Raw genomic sequence first — 17217 nt, forward strand, 5'->3', positions numbered from 1 at the left:
TGTATGTCATTTAATATAGCATTAAGCGGCTTAAACGCGGCTCAGAAAGATCTTGATGTTACCTCTAATAACATTGCTAACGTTAATACCGTTGGTTTTAAAGAGTCACGCGCAGAATTTGTGGATGTTTACGCAGCTTCTCTTCTTGCAGCAGGTAATACAAAAGTGGGTGACGGGGTATTAACTTCAGATGTTGCTCAACAATTTCAGCAAGGTAGTATTCAATTTACTCAAAACTCATTAGATTTGGCTATTACAGGTAATGGTTTCTTTGCTGTCGTTCCTGAGTTAGATAGCTTAGAATTTTCTTATACTCGAGCTGGGCAATTTAAGTTAAATTCAGACAACTTTATTGTAAACTCAGCTGGACAACATTTACTGGGATTCCCTGTAAACTCAGATGGTAGCTCTTCTTCAGTCAGTTTAAGTACATCAGAACCAATTCGTATTCCTACGGCTTCTGGTGCCCCTGAAAAAACGACAGAAGTAGATATTCGAATGAACTTACCCGCTGGAGATAATGTCATAACAGGCTCTCCTGCTAATTTTGATTTAGATGATCCGTTAACATATAACCATGCAACCTCAGTGACCGTATTTGATTCTTTAGGTGATAGTCACATTATGACTTATTACTTTATTAAAGAAGCTCCAATAGCTGCAAATCCTTTAGCTGTTCCTCCTATTGAAGCGGCAAACCCTTGGACTGTTACTGCTGCTATAGGTAAGGAACGCGTTAACTTAACAGACCCTTCTGGCACTGCCACGGGCATAGGTATAAACGGTTTTGATGGCGCCAGATTAAACTTTAGTCCTAGTGGTGACTTTATTTCTCAAGAGCCAGCAGCTGGTTTCCAAACGGCTCCTCTAGGTGCCTCTATTCTAACTAACGGTTCTGATCCTGCACAAACGATCATTATAGATTTTAATTTAGATACTGCTGGGCCTAATGCTAATGAACCAACGCAATTTTCTTCAGCTTTTGAAGCTACACGTTTAGAACAAAATGGCTTACCGGTTGGTCGACTAACTGGTGTTGATATTGGCCCTGACGGTTTAGTGCAAGCAACTTATAGTAATGGTACTTCTCAACCATTATCACGTGTTGCTTTAGTTAGCTTTGCTAATAACCAAGGCTTAAGTCAACAAGGCAATACTAACTGGAAAGAAAGTATTTTGTCAGGTGAAGCCTTAGCAGGCGAAGCAGGCTCTGGTACTTACGGAACAATTAACTCTTCAGCGCTTGAACAATCAAACGTTAACTTAACAACCGAGTTAATTGATTTAATATCAGCTCAACGAAACTTCCAAGCGAATTCGAGATCCCTTGAAGTAGATAACCAGTTGAACCAAACGATATTACAAATTCGATAGTAATAAAAAGGTTAATGACATAGAAATAAAAACGCCGCTATTAAGCGGCGTTTTTATTGGTTTTAATTAACTCAGCAGATAATTAATCAGTTTCAGGACGCATGTGTGGGAACAAGATAACGTCTTTAATCGTCGGTGAGTCGGTAAATAACATCACCAATCGATCAATACCAATACCTTCTCCAGCCGTTGGAGGCATGCCATATTCTAATGCATTGATATAATCAGCGTCGTAGTGCATTGCTTCATCATCACCCGCATCTTTTTCTGTTACTTGTTTTTGGAAACGCTCAGCTTGGTCTTCTGCATCATTTAGCTCTGAAAAACCATTCGCTAATTCACGACCACCAACAAAGAATTCAAAACGGTCAGTCACAAATGGGTTTTCGTCATTACGACGAGCCAATGGTGAAACTTCCCATGGGTATTCTGTAATAAATGTTGGCTGATCTAATAAATGCTCTGCGACTTCTTCAAAAATTTCACAGATATATTTACCTGGGCCCCAAACTTTAGCGGCATCCCCTTCTTTCACGCCAACAGCTTTTGCCATTGCTTTAATTGCGTCAAAGTTATTTTCTGGGTCACGTAAAGCCGCTTCATCAAGTTGCTCAGCACCACGATGATTTTTACCATATTGTAAAATTGCATCAACCATAGACAAACGAGCAAACGGCTGTCCAAGGTCATAAAGTTTCTCTTCTACTACTTCACCTTCAGCATTTTTAACGGTATTACGAATAGTGGTAGTACCTAATACATCTTGTGCAATAGTACGTAGCATTTCTTCAGTAGTATTCATTAGGTCATGATAATTAGCGTATGCTTGGTAAAACTCAATCATAGTAAATTCAGGGTTATGACGCGTTGAAATACCTTCGTTACGGAAACTACGGTTAATTTCAAAAACGCGGTCAAATCCACCTACCACTAAACGCTTTAAGTTAAGCTCAGGCGCAATACGTAAATACATGTCAAGATCAAAGGTATTATGATGCGTCATAAAAGGCTTAGCTGTTGCGCCACCCGGTATGATTTGTAACATCGGTGTTTCAACTTCCATAAAGTCACGTTGCTCTAAGAAATTACGAATACCAGAAACAATTTTTGAACGAATTTTAAATGTATTACGCGTATCTTCATTGATAATTAAATCAACGTAACGTTGACGATACTTAGTTTCTTGATCAGACAAACCGTGAAATTTTTCAGGTAATGGGCGTAATGATTTAGTGAGTAATGAATACTCGTCCATATTCACGTAAAGATCACCTTTACCTGATTTATGTAAAATACCTTTAATACCAACGATATCGCCGATATCTAATGAACCCCATTTTTCACGTATCTCTTTTTGTACCGTCTTTTCAGCATAACCTTGAATGCGACCTGACGAGTCTTGTATTACTAAGAATGGTCCACGCTTTGCCATAACACGACCAGCAATAGCATAAGTGACTTGTAGAGCTTCAAGTTCTTCTTTAGTTTTTTCACCATGCTCAGCTTGAATATCGGCAGCTAAATGTTCACGGTTAAAATCATTTGGAAAACCATTCGCAGAAGAATTAGAGCGAATTTTTTCAAGTTTTACGCGACGCTCAGCAATAAGTTTATTTTCATCTTGTGCTGGAGCTGTGTTATCGGCTTTATCTGTCATTTTATTTCTCAAAGTTATCTTAATTTTTCAATTGGTTGAAAGCTTTTATAAGCCTGATTTTAAACTGGCTTCTAAAAACCGGTCTAAATCACCGTCTAATACCGCTTGTGTATTACGGTTTTCAACGCCAGTTCTTAAATCTTTAATACGACTATCGTCTAATACATAAGAGCGAATTTGACTGCCCCATCCAATATCAGACTTACCATCTTCTAATACTTGTTTATCTTCGTTTTGCTTTTGAATTTCCATCTCGTAGAGCTTGGCTTTTAAAAGCTTCATCGCTGTTGCGCGGTTTTTATGCTGTGAACGATCCGCCTGACAAGCCACTACGGCACCTGTTGGCTCATGCGTTATACGAATGGCTGAGTCAGTTTTATTTACGTGTTGCCCACCAGCACCTGAAGCACGGAAAGTATCGATACGTAAATCAGCAGGATTTATCTCTATATCAATATTGTCGTCTATTTCAGGATAGATAAATGCAGACGCAAACGAGGTATGACGTCTCCCACTTGAGTCAAAAGGCGATTTACGCACTAAGCGATGTACACCTGTTTCAGTTCTTAACCAACCAAAAGCATATTCACCTGAATACTTAATAGTACAACCTTTAATGCCGGCAACATCGCCGTCAGTAACTTCAATAAGTTCAGTTTTAAAGCCTTTTGCTTCGCCCCAACGAAGGTACATTCTCATAAGCATTTCAGCCCAATCTTGAGCTTCTGTACCACCTGAACCTGATTGAATATCAAGGTAACAGCCGTTCTCGTCATTATCGCCAGAAAACATACGACGAAATTCTAATTTTGCTAATTTTTTGTCTAGCTCATTAGTCTCAGCTTCTGCATCGTTAAAGGTATCTTCATCATCTTCTTCAACGGCAAGCTCAACTAAACCTTCTATGTCTTCACAACCTGCATCTAGGTCGTTAATAGTTTCAACGACCATTTCCAGAAATGCTCTTTCTTTACCTAATGCTTGTGCCCGTTCAGCGTCGTTCCAAATATCTGGAGACTCTAACTCTCGCGTAACTTCAACTAACCTTTCTGATTTCAGATCGTAGTCAAAGATACCTCCGTAACAGTTCTGTACGCTCGCGCATTTCTTTGATTTTATTTAATACAGGGTTCACTTCTAACATGAGTTATTTAGCACTTTTAAAAAGTTGATTTAAAGAAAGAAAATAGTCGCGCATTGTAACGTAAATTAAAGGGTAAATAAACGTTACAATTTATCCACAATTTAAGAAGCAACTTGTATTTCTTCAATAAGAAATTGCACGCTTTGTTTGCCTCTAAATTCATTAACATCTAACTTATAAGCCACATGCACTTGATTGGCTTTTTGGTTGGGCCATTGTGTTATATCTACGTTAAAGGCAATACCATCAAACACTTTATTATCTTTTTGTAAAACTACTTTTAGGTGTTTTTCACCCACAATACGTTGCTGAATAATTAAAAATTCATCATCAAATATTGGTTCGGCAAAGTTCTGCCCCCACGGACCAGACTCTCTAATTAATTCAGCAAATTCTAATGTCAGCTCTGGTAAATTTAATTCACCGTCAGACAACAAGGTGCCTTGTAAGTCTTCTTCAGCAATCCATTGACCTGCATATTGATTAAACAAGCCTTGAAATGTTTCAAAATCGTTAGCATCAATTGAAAGACCTGCCGCCATAGCATGCCCGCCAAACTTTTTGATTAATTGAGGATGTTGCGAATCGATATGTTCAAGCAAGTCTCTGATATGTAAACCGGGAATTGAACGAGCAGAACCTTTAATTTCACTTTGTGGGTTATCAATATCTGCCGCGGCAAATACAATACTTGGGCGATGATATTTTTCTTTCAAACGTCCTGCAACTATGCCAATAACACCTTGATGCCAGTCTTTTTGAAAAAGTGATATAGCGTTAGGGAGATTACCTTCTTCGTAATTTAATACTGCCATTATTTTTTCAGCTTCAAACTGCATGCCTTGCTCAATTGAACGTCGAGCTTTATTCAGTTCGTCTAATTCAGCAGCCATAGTACGTGCTGTCATTAAATCTTTAGCTAATAGGCAATTAATACCAAACGACATGTCATCTAAACGCCCTGCGGCATTTATTCGTGGCCCTAAAGCAAAACCAAAATCACTCGCGACAATACGTTGCTGATTTTTACCTGCAATCTCAAGTAGCGCTTGAATGCCCGGTCGTGTTTGTCCTGCCCTAATACGTTTTAAACCTTGAGACACCAAAATACGGTTATTGTTATCAAGCGTCACAACATCAGCTACCGTACCTAAAGCCACCAAATCGAGTAATTGTGCAATATTAGGTTCTTTAATTTGCTTTGTTTCAAACCATTGCTGCTCTCGTAAATGTTTACGTAGCGCTAGCATTAAATAAAAAGCAACGCCTACACCAGCAATCGATTTACTGACAAATGAACACCCTGGTTGATTAGGATTAACAATAGCATCCGCATCCGGTAATTCTTTTCCGGGTAGGTGGTGATCGGTTATAACGACTTGCAGCCCTAACGCTTTAGCTCGTTTAACACCGGCTAGGCAACTTATGCCGTTATCAACCGTTACTAAAAGTTGTGCGCCCTGCGCAGCCGCCATATCAACAATCTCAGGCGTTAAACCATAACCAAATTCAAAACGATTAGGCACTATAAATTGATGATTACCATAACCCAGCATATTAAACGCTTCAGTCATTAGTGCTGTGCTTGTTGCACCATCGGCATCAAAATCACCAATAATACAAATATTTAAATTATCAACAAAGGCTTGATGAAGTATTTGAGCGGCTAGTGTTATATCTTTTAAAGAATCTACAGGAGCTAGTTGAGCAACATTCAGCAATAATTCGTTATCCCCTGCTACTCCTCGGCTAGCATAAATTTGCTTAATAATAGGGTGAAGCGAATGGGGTAAATTGTCTATTGGATGAGTTGGCCTACGTAGAATTTTTTTTTGCATCACGTGTTGCCTGTAAATGATTGATTAAAAATTTATATACCCATTACCAATCAAAATACGTATTTCAAAGTGCTTGGGCGATGGGGCTAAATTGTTTTTTAGTTTCCACTGAAACCTGCATCTTGAATGATAACGGGTATAACTATAACGATAAAGAGCCACTCTATTGAGTAGCTCTTTAATTGTAAATAACAGTTATAAAAAACGTGTAGCTTTTATAAACTATCTAAAATTTGAGATAAGCGCTCTGGTGGTTGATAGCCTGGCATCATCATACCGTTTTCAAACACGATAGCAGGAGTACCACTTACACCAATTTGACGACCAAAGTTAAATTCTTCTTCAATCGGTTTTTCACAAATACGTTGTGCCACTTGAGAACCACTTTTCGCTTTAGTTAATGCTTCATTTGGTTTTTCATTACACCAAATTGAACGTAAATCTTTAAAGCCTTGAGAGTAATTACCCATTTGGTCTCTAATACCTGAACGAGGATAGGCTAAATACCTAACCGTGATACCGAGATCATTATAGTCACCTATTTGTTCATGCAACTTACGACAATACCCACAAGTTATATCAGTAAAAACAGTAACAACATGTTTCTCATCTTTAGCAGGGAAAGTGATCATGGCATTATCAAACTGTTTAAGACCTTCAAGCCTTACTTTAGCTAAGCTTAATTCCGTAAGGTCAGTAACTTCACCACCTATACCAAACAATTTACCTTGTAAAATATAATTACCGTCATGACTTATATAGAAAATACCTTGTTTAGTAATCACTTCAGCAATACTCGGCATAGGAGAATCATTGATTTGTGATGCTTCTAAACCTAAAGTATTAGACAGCTTATTGGTAATCGCTTTAGTGTCAAACGATGCTTTAACATTCGTTGCAACTCCTTGACTATCAACACTTAATGCCATTACAGAACTACTCACACACAGTGCGGAAACTAACATTACAACAGACTTAAAAATTTTCATTTATTATATCCAAAAATAAGAACCAGTTAATATCAAGAGGGCTGACACCCATCCGTTTTTTATTAGACCGCTCTCTAACCTATAAAATTACACGAATTACACACGAATTACACACGAATAAAAATTATAATGCAATGCCTTAAAAGAAACCTTACTCATAGCGAACTTTGTTTTATATCTGATAAACTACCCACAAAAATTTAACGACGACATCATCAAGATTAAGTGACACTAAGGCTTATCAATGAAAATTGGCTTATTTTATGGCTCTACCACTTGCTACACCGAAATTGCAGCAGAAAAAATTCAATCTACATTAAATCATTATTCGGTTGAATTATACAATATTAAAGATACACCTCTTTCTGAGATAGCTAACTTTGATATTATTATTTTAGGTATTTCAACTTGGGATTACGGTGAATTACAAGAAGACTGGGAAGCAAAATGGGATGATATAGCCGACCTCAATTTAGAAAACAAAATTGTGGCCTTATATGGCATGGGAGACCAAATAGGTTATACCGAATGGTTTCAAGACGCATTAGGTATGCTACATGAACAAGTGCAAGCGGTAGGTGCCTATGTTATTGGCTACTGGCCAAATCAAGGTTATGAGTTTGCTCAATCAAAAGCCCTGACTGAAGACAAAAGCCAGTTTGTTGGTTTGTCTTTAGATGAAGATAATCAATATGACTTATCTGATGAAAGAATCGCTCAGTGGTGCCAAAACCTAGAAAAAGAATTACAAGAAATATTCAATAGTCTTTAGGATCTAAGCGCATTTAGCATTATAATGCCGCCAACTAAATTCAATATTTAAGAGTAACTATGTTTGAGCAGTTTGACCTAGATTCTGAACTTCTAGGCGGTATTAAAAATGCAGGTTTTAAAAAACCAACATCAATTCAAGAGCTTGTTATACCCGAAGCAATGAAAGGCAAAGACATTTTAGCTTCTGCGCCAACAGGTACCGGTAAAACAGCTGCATTTTTACTTCCTGCTGCGCAACACTTGCTTGATTACCCAAGAAAAAATCCAGGATTTCCTAGAGTATTAATTCTCTCTCCTACACGTGAACTCGCTTTACAGACCCACGAGCAATGTGAATTATTAACAACACTTACCCATATAAAATCAGGCGTAATTACTGGTGGTGTTAATTATGGTAGCCATAAAGAATTACTAACGACAAACCTCGATATATTAGTTGCAACTCCAGGCCGATTAATGGAGTACATTGAAAGCGAACAGTTTGATGCGCGTGACATTGAAATATTAATTCTTGATGAAGCTGATCGCATGTTAGATATGGGGTTTTCTGATGTTATAAATCGCATTATTGCTGAGGCTCGTTGGCGTAAACAAACCATGCTATTTTCTGCAACTTTAGAAGGTGCTGGTGTTATTCGCTGCGCAAAAGAAGTATTAACTGAACCTGTATTTTTAGAGTCTAACCCTTCACGTAAAGAAAAAGCTAAAATCCATCAATGGATCCATCTTGCTGATAATGCTCAACACAAATATCAGCTTTTAGAAAATATTCTTAAACAAGAAGATGTTAAACGTGCTGTAGTATTTGCTAATAAACGCGAAACCGTTCAATACCTATCAGGTAAATTATATGCTGACGAACTTCCTTGCGCATGGCTTGAAGGAAAAATGCCTCAAGATAAACGTAACAGCTCAGTTGATCGCTTACGTTCTGGCAAAGTTAATATTTTAGTCGCAACGGATGTTGCTGCTCGTGGTTTAGATATAGACGATATAACGCATGTTATTAATTTTGATATGCCAAGAAAAGCCGATATTTATATTCATAGAATTGGACGCACAGGCCGAGCTGGCAATAAAGGTACCGCAATATCTTTAGTTGAAGCTCATGATATGGCCGTTATAGGTAAAATTGAACGATACGCTGATGAAAGGCTTCAACGTCGTGTAATTGACGAGTTACGCCCAAAACATAAAGAAGCAAAAGTAGCGATTAAAAAACCAAAAGTAAAAAGAACTACGGCTCAGAAAAAAGCTAAAGCGAAAAAAGTAGCGAAAAGATCAGCTAAAAAGTCGAAAAAATCTTAGTCATTTAACAAAAACACTTTACCGAAAAACTTATACAAAAAAGCACCATAATTTTATGGTGCTTTTTTGTTTCAATCAACTTGGTATTACCTAATCCATTTCTTTACGAGTAAATACCCAGTCATTACCTTTCGATAAGTCTTCGCTATATTCATAACCCGCGCTATTAAAGTTTTTCAAATCATCTAATTGGCTAATTTTATTTTCAATAATGTAATTAGCCATTAAACCTCTCGCCTTTTTCGCATAAAAGCTGATCATTTTATATTGACCATTTTTCCAATCTTTAAAAGCAGGTGTAACAATAGTCGCCTTTAATGACTTCTTCTTAACTGACTTAAAGTATTCGTTAGACGCTAAGTTAATGAGTACATCGTCACCCTGCTCTTCAAGTGCAGTATTAAGATTATGAGTAATAATATCGCCCCAAAACTGATACAAGTTAGCACCTCTGTCATTGTCTAACTTAGTCCCCATTTCTAACCGATAAGCTTGCACTAAATCTAAAGGTTTTAACAAACCATATAAACCAGACAAGATCCTTAAATGCTGTTGTGCAAAATCAAACGACTTATCATCAAAATCATAGGCCTGTAAGCCTGTATATACGTCGCCACTAAAAGCTAATACCGCTTGCTTAGCGTTATCAGTCGTAAAAGGTAATGACCACTCACCAAAACGAGCAGCATTTAAACCTGCAAGTTGATCGCTAATGCCCATTAAAGAAGACAGATCAGCAGGCGTTAACTGTACACAACGGTTGATAAGTTCTTGACTATGCTCTAATAAATTTGATTGAGTAAATTTACTCGTAGGCGATGGCGTTTCAAAATCTAATTTTTTTGCAGGAGAAACAACAATTAACATGTTAAGACCTTGGTTTTAAAGCGTTTAAAATAATCGATATGCGCCACTATATCATAGCTAATCAGTGATTTTTATTAACTTTAACTAAAATTGACCAGAATATTTTTTCTCTATAATAGCATTAGAATTACACAGATATTTTCGCTCAGCTAACTCAATAAAATATAATTAAAATTCAAATGGTTAAATATATATTTAAATAAAAATATTTTAATTAGATATTACATATGATATTAAAAAGGGGCTGTTGTAATTACAAAGGGGCATTCCATGAACACATTTCAAGAAACATTGGGCTCGTTAGATACACAAGCTAAGTCCAATAAAAGCAATAAAAAAAGAAAATGGCGTGAAATAGAATTATTAAAAGATCAACACCAGCTAGAAAAAGAACTTAAAGCGTTCGACGATTCATTTGAATATATGTTTGACGATTATTAACTCCTAAATAAAAATAAATAATATAGTCTAACTAAAAACTCGGTTATACCGAGTTTTTTATTGCCGATAATTTAAGGTTTATCATGCCTCTCCCACAAACTAAAAACGCATCAGAGCCTGTTATTGGTTTAGGAAACATTAATGCTAATTTACGTGTTTATATTGAAAATATTCCCCCGTTACCCCAATACCAAAATTTAACCTTAGTTAATCCTATGCAAAATGGGGATATTCAACAAATAGGACAATTAACAGGAAACCATTGGCGTAAAATTTTTAATGTTTTTGCTAAATTGTTATTTGAATATAACCCCCAAAACTTTGTAACTTGGCAAAACTTAAGAGATGAGTCTTTATTACAAAAACAAAGTAATACGTGTTTATTGTTTTCAGGTGTTACTTTTGAAGAGATTAAGATTGGAGACACTAACGCTAATAAAAGTAAAATGATCACAATAATAATGGGAAAAACTTACGCGAATAAGCTAGGAATAGATAAGCACTGTTATTGGTTGTCTGAAAGTTTTGCGATTAATACCGTTAAAAATATTATTATCTGCCCGTATTTCGATTACAGGCAGTTATCAAATATCAAAGTAACCCAATTAGTTCAGCTTATTAAACAGTTAGAGGCTAACTAGAAATCAGCTAGACTCTAAACTTACACTGTTTATTCGCCTTCTTGTGGCGTTTGGGGCTCGACTGGCTCTGCTTCAATAATAGGATTTTCTATCTCAATGCGATCCACACGTTGTAAGCCTCTAGGGAGCTTACTACCACGACGACCACGCTCACCTCTATAATGTTCCACATCGCTAGGTTTAAGGGTTAATTTACGCTTACCTGCATGCAAAGTAATTGAACTTGTTGGCAATATAACATCTAAAATAGTTAAATATTCTTCTCTTGCTTTAGCGCGAGCAGAAGGAATGTTTATGACTTTATTTCCCTTACCTTTACTTAATACGGGTAAATCTTTTACAGGGAAAATTAACATTCGTCCTTCACTTGTTATAGCAAGTACAAGCGCTGTATCAATATTATTGATGACTTTAGGTAGCATGACTTTAGCTGAGGCAGGCAAGCTTAATAGCGCCTTACCATTTTTATTTCGGCTAACCATATCCTCAAACGAGCCAACAAAACCATAACCTGCATCACTACTTAATAAATATTTACAGTCATCCTCAGCCATTAAAGTATGCTCGAAAGTATCACCAGTAGATAAATTAAAGCGTCCTGTTAATGGCTCACCTTGGCTTCTTGCTGTAGGTAAACTATGCGCTTCTGTGGCGTAAGCTCTGCCTGACGAGTCGATAAATACCACAGGACGATTACTTCGACCTTTAGCTGAACAGAGATATTCGTCGCCCGATTTATAACTAAGGGTTAATGGATCAATATCATGACCTTTACCGCATCGAGCCCAGCCTTTTTCAGACACAACAACCGTAACGGGCTCACTCGGTACTAAGTCTTTTTCTGTTAATGCTTTAGATTCTTCACGTTCAATAAGAACAGAGCGACGTTCGTCACCATATTTTTCTGCCGCTTCAAGAATTTCTTTTTTCATTAACGTATTCATACGTGCTTTAGAGTTTAAGGTTTTTTCTAAATATTCACGTTCAATATTAAGTTCGTCTTGCTCTGCTCTTATTTTAATTTCTTCAAGCTTAGCTAACTGACGTAATTTAATTTCAAGAATGGCTTCAGCCTGTCGTTCTGATAAATCAAAACGAGACATTAATTCAGCTTTTGGATCATCAAAAGTACGAATGATCTCAATGACTTCATCAATATTTAAGTAGGCAACCAGTAAACCATCTAAAATATGTAAACGAGCTAATACTTTGTCTAATCTAAATTGCAATTTTCGTCTAATGGTTTCACGACGATATTCAATCCACTCTTTAAGTATGGTGCCTAAATTTTTAACCGCTGGACTATTATCTAACCCGATCATATTTAGGTTAACGCGGTAATTTTTTTCTAAGTCTGTTGTTGCAAATAAATGTTGCATCAATTGTTCTACATCTACTCGGTTTGAGCGTGGAACAATCACCAATCGTGTAGGGTTTTCATGGTCGGCTTCGTCACGTAAATCAACTACCATTGGCAGCTTTTTAGCTTGCATTTGATTAGCTATTTGCTCAAGTATTTTACCACCTGAAGCTTGATGAGGAAGAGACGTGATAACAATTTCGCCATGCTCAATATCATAAACTGCACGCATTTTTATACTACCGCGACCGGTTTCATAAATTTTAGCAATATCCGCTTTAGGGGTAATGATTTCTGCGTCAGTTGGATAATCAGGCCCTTGAACGTAATCAAGTAAATCAATAGTTTCAGCTTTAGGGTTATCAATTAAATGAATACAAGCTGAAGCAATTTCCCTTACGTTATGGGGAGGTATATCGGTTGCCATACCAACGGCAATACCTGTAATACCATTAAGCATGATATGCGGTAATCGCGCAGGGAGTGTTTTAGGCTCTTTCATTGTACCATCAAAATTCGGTACCCAATTGACGGTGCCTTGCCCTAATTCACTGAGTAAAACTTCACTAAATTTAGATAAACGCGCTTCGGTATAACGCATGGCAGCAAACGACTTAGGATCATCGGGAGCACCCCAGTTACCTTGCCCGTCTACAAGTGGGTATCGATAAGAAAATGGCTGAGCCATTAATACCATCGCTTCGTAACAGGCTGAATCGCCATGGGGATGAAACTTACCTAAAACATCACCTACAGTACGTGCTGATTTTTTATATTTAGCAAGCGCCGACAAACCTAATTCAGACATGGCATAAATAATACGCCTTTGTACAGGTTTTAAACCATCTCCGATATGCGGTAATGCACGATCCATAATGACGTACATTGAATAATTTAAATAAGCTTCTTCGGTAAATTCTCTTAGTGGTTTTTGTTCTACACCGTCAAGACTATAATCGAGCATATCGGACATGAATAAGTTTCCTAAAAAGTTTCTAAAGCTCACTAGTGCGAGTTAATAGTTAACTTGAATAATTGCTTTTGCGAATAAAAAAAATAGATATAAACATCTACCTGATAGCTTATCTGATTATTGCCAGAGGGAAAATACTTGATTGAATTTTTAGTGAATTAACTGCTATTTTATGAAGATAATAAGCTTATTGCTGATAAATTTTGATTTGGTTGCTATCACCATCCCTCATTTCATACAAAACGTTCATTGCCGTATTTAAGAGTAATTCAAAATTATTTAACGATTCACTCAACTCAACAATACTCACACTAATATCAAGTTGTTGATGTATACCTACATAATCAAAATTGAAAGCCGCTACTTTTTCTTTTAAATGTTGGGCAATCGCTTTAGCTTCTCCTTCAGAAGCTTCTGGAAGTACAATAATAAACGTCGCATCTTCCAAGCGTGCAAATATATCGCGGGTTCTCATTGATTCTGTACCCAATAACACAAAACGCTTTAAAACCTCATCACCAATATAGTCGCCATGAATTTCGTTTAATCCCTTAAAACCATCAATATTTACAGCTAATAAACACAAACCAACTTTGTTTTCGATGCAACGTTTAATAGCACTTTTCCCATAACGAAATAATGTTTTTCTATTTCTAGCTCCTGTTAACATATCTTCTTTAGATAGTTCGTGGATGCGTTTATTCATCGAAAGCAAACGTAATAAAAGCAATAAAAATATAAACACCAAAAAGCTAATGATATAAATATTACGCCGTTGAAGAATTTCATTATGTAATGACTCATCAATTTCGAGCGCTTTTAATTCAGTTTGATTATTAAGTAAGGCGTTAATGTCTTTTTTTCTTTTAGTCTCGTATTTATCTTCTAATTCAAAAATATATTTGTCTCGTTCGCTTTTCATAAATACATCATATTTAGTAATGTAAGTGTGATTAGCATCGTAAGCCTTTTTAAATTGTCCTACTTTTGCATAACTACGAGCTAATTTTTTGTATAAATTCAAAAAAGATAATTGGCTCAACTGATCTTCATTGATTATTGGCTCTAACTCCTGAGCTTGCAGTAAATAAGTAATAACCTCATTGTGTTGATTTTTTATTTTTGCGATATTAGCGAGAATCATTAAGTATAAATATTGTTCTGCGGGGTTAAGCTTTAGAAAATCAATATGACTTTCTTTTAACATAAGCTCAGTATGTAATGGGGTAGATTCACTTTGAATAAGTAATTGATTAACTTTTTCATTAATTGAAACAATAGGTGTATACGATGGTTTACTTTCATCATATGCAAAAACATTTGTGGAATAAAAAAAAGCTAAAATAAAGAGTAATACAACACTCATTAAACGCATACCATGTTCCCTCCTGAAACAACGGCTTTTTGTTTTAAAACACCTGCTTGCTTAACTAAAGATTCATATGATTGAATTAAATAGGAATTATTGTTACTCATACCAATACTAACTGAGATAACTTTTAAGCCGTATTTTTCCCAAGATTTCCTATAAATATAGCTGTGGATATTATATGCAATATCTTCCGCTATCTGAGCATTCACATTAGGTAAAAGCACAATAAACTCATTACTTGAATATCGTCCACACTGAGTGTTTTCTCCAATAATATTGGTAATAATTAATGATATTTCAATCAATATACTATTACCTATGTCGTACCCTTTTACTTGGTTAATATTAGTAAAGTTGTCAACTTTAATGATTAGCACACTGTAATCAGCTTTATTTTTAGTGACTTGGTTAAATTGAGCTGATCCTAATGCCAATAACGTTTGTCTATTAGGCAAATCGGTTAAATGATCTGTTTCTCGGCTGTTTAACAATTTTTTCTGATTATTTAAGTTAATGATGTAAAACCAAGCCAATGCTAAAACAGTAATAACACCGATAAAAATATAAAATGTTTTATTACGATAAACTTCATTAGCCTTTTGTAATGCGAGAGATTGAGCAACTTGTTTTTCTTTTAAGGCCTTGGCTTGAAGTTCTTCTTGCTTGCTTTCATATTGAATTCGAATACCTTCAAGTGCTTTCAAATTATTACGCGAGTTTATGTTACGCGTATTAGTATGTCGCTCGTTTTGAGTGTTATACGCCTTTTCATATAAACCTTGCGCATAATACAGTTCTGACTTGATACGTAACAGTTCTAAAATTGAATACGTTTGAATATTTTCAGCTTGTACAGGCACAAGTTTTTCAGCTCTGTTAATAATAGCAAGTGCTTCTTGATACCTTTCTAAGTGATTCAATATATCAGCTTTATTCACTAATAATAAAGTTTCGTAGTTAGCCTCTTTTACTGATTTTGCATATTTTTCAGCAATAAGAATGTAATGATATGCCGTATGAGGATCGCTAGGTTCTTTCTTTAAATAAGCCTCGGCCATTTCTGAATAGCTATTTGATAAAATAGAAAAATTACCTGACTTCTTCGCTTTACCTATAATGTCTTTATATAACTCTATGGCAAGTAAATATTCTTTATGTGCGGCATGAGTTACGGCAATATTTTGTAAACTCATTAAGGCTTTATGAGGTTCGTTAGCTTTAGTTAAGTGAGAATATGCTTTTTTATTAAATTCTTGCACTTTATCTTCTTGCTTTAAATAACTATAAAGAGCCCCTAATTCTAAATAAACTAAACCTAACATTTTATTATCGTTTAATATTTGGGCTTGAGATAAAGCATCGTTTAACACAATAATAGAACGCTGAAATTTTTCAGTAATGTAATAAACCGCACCTAAATTAGTTAGTGTTTCTATAACAACTTTTCGATCATCTAACGATTCAGCTATTTCTAATGCGGCAATATAATCTTGTAACGCCAAATCATAATAGCCCTCACTTTCAATAGCATAACCCCTTGAATTAAGTAGTTTGGCCATATTAATGGAAGGATGCGATAATTTTTTTGTTAACTCTAAACCTTCTTCTGCCGCAACTTTAGCAAGATCAAAGGCTGTTTTATTATTATAAAGTTCAGCTTGTAGTCTTTTAAAGCGAATACGCTCTTCAAGGTTAAATTGAGTTATGTCTTTATCGTAAAACGAAGCAAGCTTTATAGCCGTTAATAAGTCGTCCTTTTGTAACGATTCTATTTGTTCAATTATTTCAGGAAACTTCAAAGGCTCTTGTGCTGAAGAGTAGCTAAAAAAAGGCACCATAAAAAAAACACACAATAAACTTATTAAATATGTTTTATTCGACCTTATAATTATATTTTTTGTAAAAAGTTGAAACAAATATTTATCTATCAGTAAATTAAGTTTGGTTTACTAGTATAAAACTAATTGTAACCCGCAGAAAGTGCTTATTTAATGACTCAATATTTTATTAAGCAATATCTGCACTTTTTTTATAAAAATCCCCGATAACAAGGCTAAAAAAGCAGATATTAACAAGCAATAAGTTAGCCTTCATTATTTGCGGCACATATCGCTAACGTCTCTTTTTGCCATTGAGAAATATCAGAGCCAATTGAATAAAAAACCCATTTGCTTTTTTTCTATCCGTTAACAAACCGGCTTTCGTAACTGTGCTAAATACCTAGATATTTTAGGCTGAGGTAATCCCATCGCTTGCACTAGCTCACACACGCAAAGTTCTGTTTCAGCTAAAGTTAATAACAAAATTTTTAATCTTGTTTCTTCGCTAGGTTTTATAAAATGATTTGCAGATGATAAACATTTAGGATAGAAAGACATTACCATTAATTAATCGAATACTTTTAGATATAAATACTTAAATTCATTAATGGAATATCTATAACTCATATACGGTTGGTGTATACTATTACTATTAACAA

Annotated in this window: 14 protein-coding genes; 5 read left to right on the plus strand and 9 right to left on the minus strand. The window is 35.6% G+C overall.

Features of this window, described 5'->3' with window-relative positions; translation table 11 throughout:
• The first annotated feature begins 3 nt into the window (after positions 1 to 3).
• A complete protein-coding gene (flgE, locus tag B0X80_RS14565) occupies positions 4 to 1374 on the plus strand; it encodes a flagellar hook protein FlgE (protein ID WP_077341455.1) in 1371 nt (456 codons plus the stop codon).
• 82 nt (positions 1375 to 1456) lie between these two features.
• Here flgE and lysS read toward each other — a convergent pair whose 3' ends face one another.
• From lysS to dsbC, 4 genes are all read right to left on the minus strand, one after another.
• Positions 1457 to 3031: a lysine--tRNA ligase gene (gene lysS, locus B0X80_RS14570; protein WP_077341456.1), complete on the minus strand. Its 1575-nt coding sequence runs from the start codon at positions 3029 to 3031 to the stop codon at positions 1457 to 1459.
• Positions 3032 to 3076: 45 nt separating this feature from the next.
• Positions 3077 to 4175 (minus strand): peptide chain release factor 2 gene (prfB, locus tag B0X80_RS14575; protein ID WP_175623953.1). Its coding sequence is split into 2 segments (ribosomal slippage): positions 3077 to 4099 and positions 4101 to 4175, totalling 1098 coding nucleotides; the frame shifts between segments, so codons are not numbered across the junction.
• Positions 4176 to 4276: 101 nt separating this feature from the next.
• Complete coding sequence (recJ, locus tag B0X80_RS14580) at positions 4277 to 6013, minus strand: single-stranded-DNA-specific exonuclease RecJ (RefSeq protein WP_077341458.1); 1737 nt, start codon at positions 6011 to 6013, stop codon at positions 4277 to 4279.
• A 215-nt stretch (positions 6014 to 6228) separates the two neighbouring features.
• On the minus strand, positions 6229 to 7002 hold the full coding sequence (gene dsbC, locus B0X80_RS14585; RefSeq protein ID WP_077341460.1) for a bifunctional protein-disulfide isomerase/oxidoreductase DsbC: 774 nt from the start codon (positions 7000 to 7002) through the stop codon (positions 6229 to 6231).
• A gap of 244 nt (positions 7003 to 7246) precedes the next feature.
• On the opposite strand from dsbC, the gene fldB reads away from it, so the two are divergent.
• Together fldB and srmB are read left to right on the plus strand one after the other, a co-directional pair.
• A complete protein-coding gene (gene fldB / locus B0X80_RS14590; protein ID WP_077341462.1) occupies positions 7247 to 7774 on the plus strand; it encodes a flavodoxin FldB in 528 nt (175 codons plus the stop codon).
• A 59-nt stretch (positions 7775 to 7833) separates the two neighbouring features.
• The gene (gene srmB / locus B0X80_RS14595; RefSeq protein WP_077341464.1) at positions 7834 to 9084 is read left to right on the plus strand and encodes an ATP-dependent RNA helicase SrmB; all 1251 of its coding nucleotides are present in this window, start codon (positions 7834 to 7836) and stop codon (positions 9082 to 9084) included.
• A gap of 90 nt (positions 9085 to 9174) precedes the next feature.
• Here srmB and yaaA read toward each other — a convergent pair whose 3' ends face one another.
• The gene (gene yaaA, locus B0X80_RS14600) at positions 9175 to 9951 is read right to left on the minus strand and encodes a peroxide stress protein YaaA (RefSeq protein ID WP_077341466.1); all 777 of its coding nucleotides are present in this window, start codon (positions 9949 to 9951) and stop codon (positions 9175 to 9177) included.
• A gap of 270 nt (positions 9952 to 10221) precedes the next feature.
• Between yaaA and B0X80_RS14605 the strand changes: the two genes are divergently transcribed.
• Together B0X80_RS14605 and B0X80_RS14610 are read left to right on the plus strand one after the other, a co-directional pair.
• Positions 10222 to 10392 carry a DUF3545 family protein gene (locus B0X80_RS14605; protein WP_077341468.1) on the plus strand — a complete coding sequence of 57 codons (171 nt, stop codon included), beginning with the start codon at positions 10222 to 10224 and terminating at the stop codon, positions 10390 to 10392.
• Positions 10393 to 10475: 83 nt separating this feature from the next.
• Positions 10476 to 11033: a DUF6942 family protein gene (locus tag B0X80_RS14610; protein WP_077341470.1), complete on the plus strand. Its 558-nt coding sequence runs from the start codon at positions 10476 to 10478 to the stop codon at positions 11031 to 11033.
• Positions 11034 to 11062: 29 nt separating this feature from the next.
• On the opposite strand, the gene parC is transcribed toward B0X80_RS14610, so the two are convergent.
• The 4 genes from parC to B0X80_RS20520 form a co-directional block, all read right to left on the minus strand.
• Positions 11063 to 13366: a DNA topoisomerase IV subunit A gene (parC, locus tag B0X80_RS14615; RefSeq protein WP_077341472.1), complete on the minus strand. Its 2304-nt coding sequence runs from the start codon at positions 13364 to 13366 to the stop codon at positions 11063 to 11065.
• A gap of 187 nt (positions 13367 to 13553) precedes the next feature.
• The gene (locus tag B0X80_RS14620; RefSeq protein WP_077341474.1) at positions 13554 to 14741 is read right to left on the minus strand and encodes a GGDEF domain-containing protein; all 1188 of its coding nucleotides are present in this window, start codon (positions 14739 to 14741) and stop codon (positions 13554 to 13556) included.
• Positions 14732 to 16576, minus strand: coding sequence for a tetratricopeptide repeat-containing diguanylate cyclase (locus B0X80_RS14625; protein WP_077341476.1), 1845 nt, complete (start codon positions 16574 to 16576; stop codon positions 14732 to 14734). Before B0X80_RS14625 ends, B0X80_RS14620 begins: the two co-directional genes overlap by 10 nt.
• 348 nt (positions 16577 to 16924) lie before the next feature.
• Positions 16925 to 17122, minus strand: coding sequence for an ArsR family transcriptional regulator (locus tag B0X80_RS20520; protein ID WP_077341478.1), 198 nt, complete (start codon positions 17120 to 17122; stop codon positions 16925 to 16927).
• Between the last annotated feature and the right edge of the window lie 95 nt (positions 17123 to 17217).

The organism is Pseudocolwellia agarivorans (genome assembly GCF_002000085.1).
Taxonomy (GTDB): Bacteria; Pseudomonadota; Gammaproteobacteria; order Enterobacterales; family Alteromonadaceae; genus Pseudocolwellia; species Pseudocolwellia agarivorans.

Bases quoted from the DNA above. Each gene is read 5' to 3' on its own strand.
- parC (WP_077341472.1), bottom strand. From the start codon at position 13,366: ATGTCCGATATGCTCGATTATAGTCTTGACGGTGTAGAACAAAAACCA.
- srmB (WP_077341464.1), top strand. From the start codon at position 7,834: ATGTTTGAGCAGTTTGACCTAGATTCTGAACTTCTAGGCGGTATTAAA.
- B0X80_RS20520 (WP_077341478.1), bottom strand. From the start codon at position 17,122: ATGGTAATGTCTTTCTATCCTAAATGTTTATCATCTGCAAATCATTTT.
- B0X80_RS14605 (WP_077341468.1), top strand. From the start codon at position 10,222: ATGAACACATTTCAAGAAACATTGGGCTCGTTAGATACACAAGCTAAG.
- B0X80_RS14620 (WP_077341474.1), bottom strand. From the start codon at position 14,741: ATGCGTTTAATGAGTGTTGTATTACTCTTTATTTTAGCTTTTTTTTAT.
- lysS (WP_077341456.1), bottom strand. From the start codon at position 3,031: ATGACAGATAAAGCCGATAACACAGCTCCAGCACAAGATGAAAATAAA.
- yaaA (WP_077341466.1), bottom strand. From the start codon at position 9,951: ATGTTAATTGTTGTTTCTCCTGCAAAAAAATTAGATTTTGAAACGCCA.
- recJ (WP_077341458.1), bottom strand. From the start codon at position 6,013: ATGCAAAAAAAAATTCTACGTAGGCCAACTCATCCAATAGACAATTTA.
- dsbC (WP_077341460.1), bottom strand. From the start codon at position 7,002: ATGAAAATTTTTAAGTCTGTTGTAATGTTAGTTTCCGCACTGTGTGTG.
- B0X80_RS14610 (WP_077341470.1), top strand. From the start codon at position 10,476: ATGCCTCTCCCACAAACTAAAAACGCATCAGAGCCTGTTATTGGTTTA.
- flgE (WP_077341455.1), top strand. From the start codon at position 4: ATGTCATTTAATATAGCATTAAGCGGCTTAAACGCGGCTCAGAAAGAT.
- fldB (WP_077341462.1), top strand. From the start codon at position 7,247: ATGAAAATTGGCTTATTTTATGGCTCTACCACTTGCTACACCGAAATT.
- B0X80_RS14625 (WP_077341476.1), bottom strand. From the start codon at position 16,576: ATGGTGCCTTTTTTTAGCTACTCTTCAGCACAAGAGCCTTTGAAGTTT.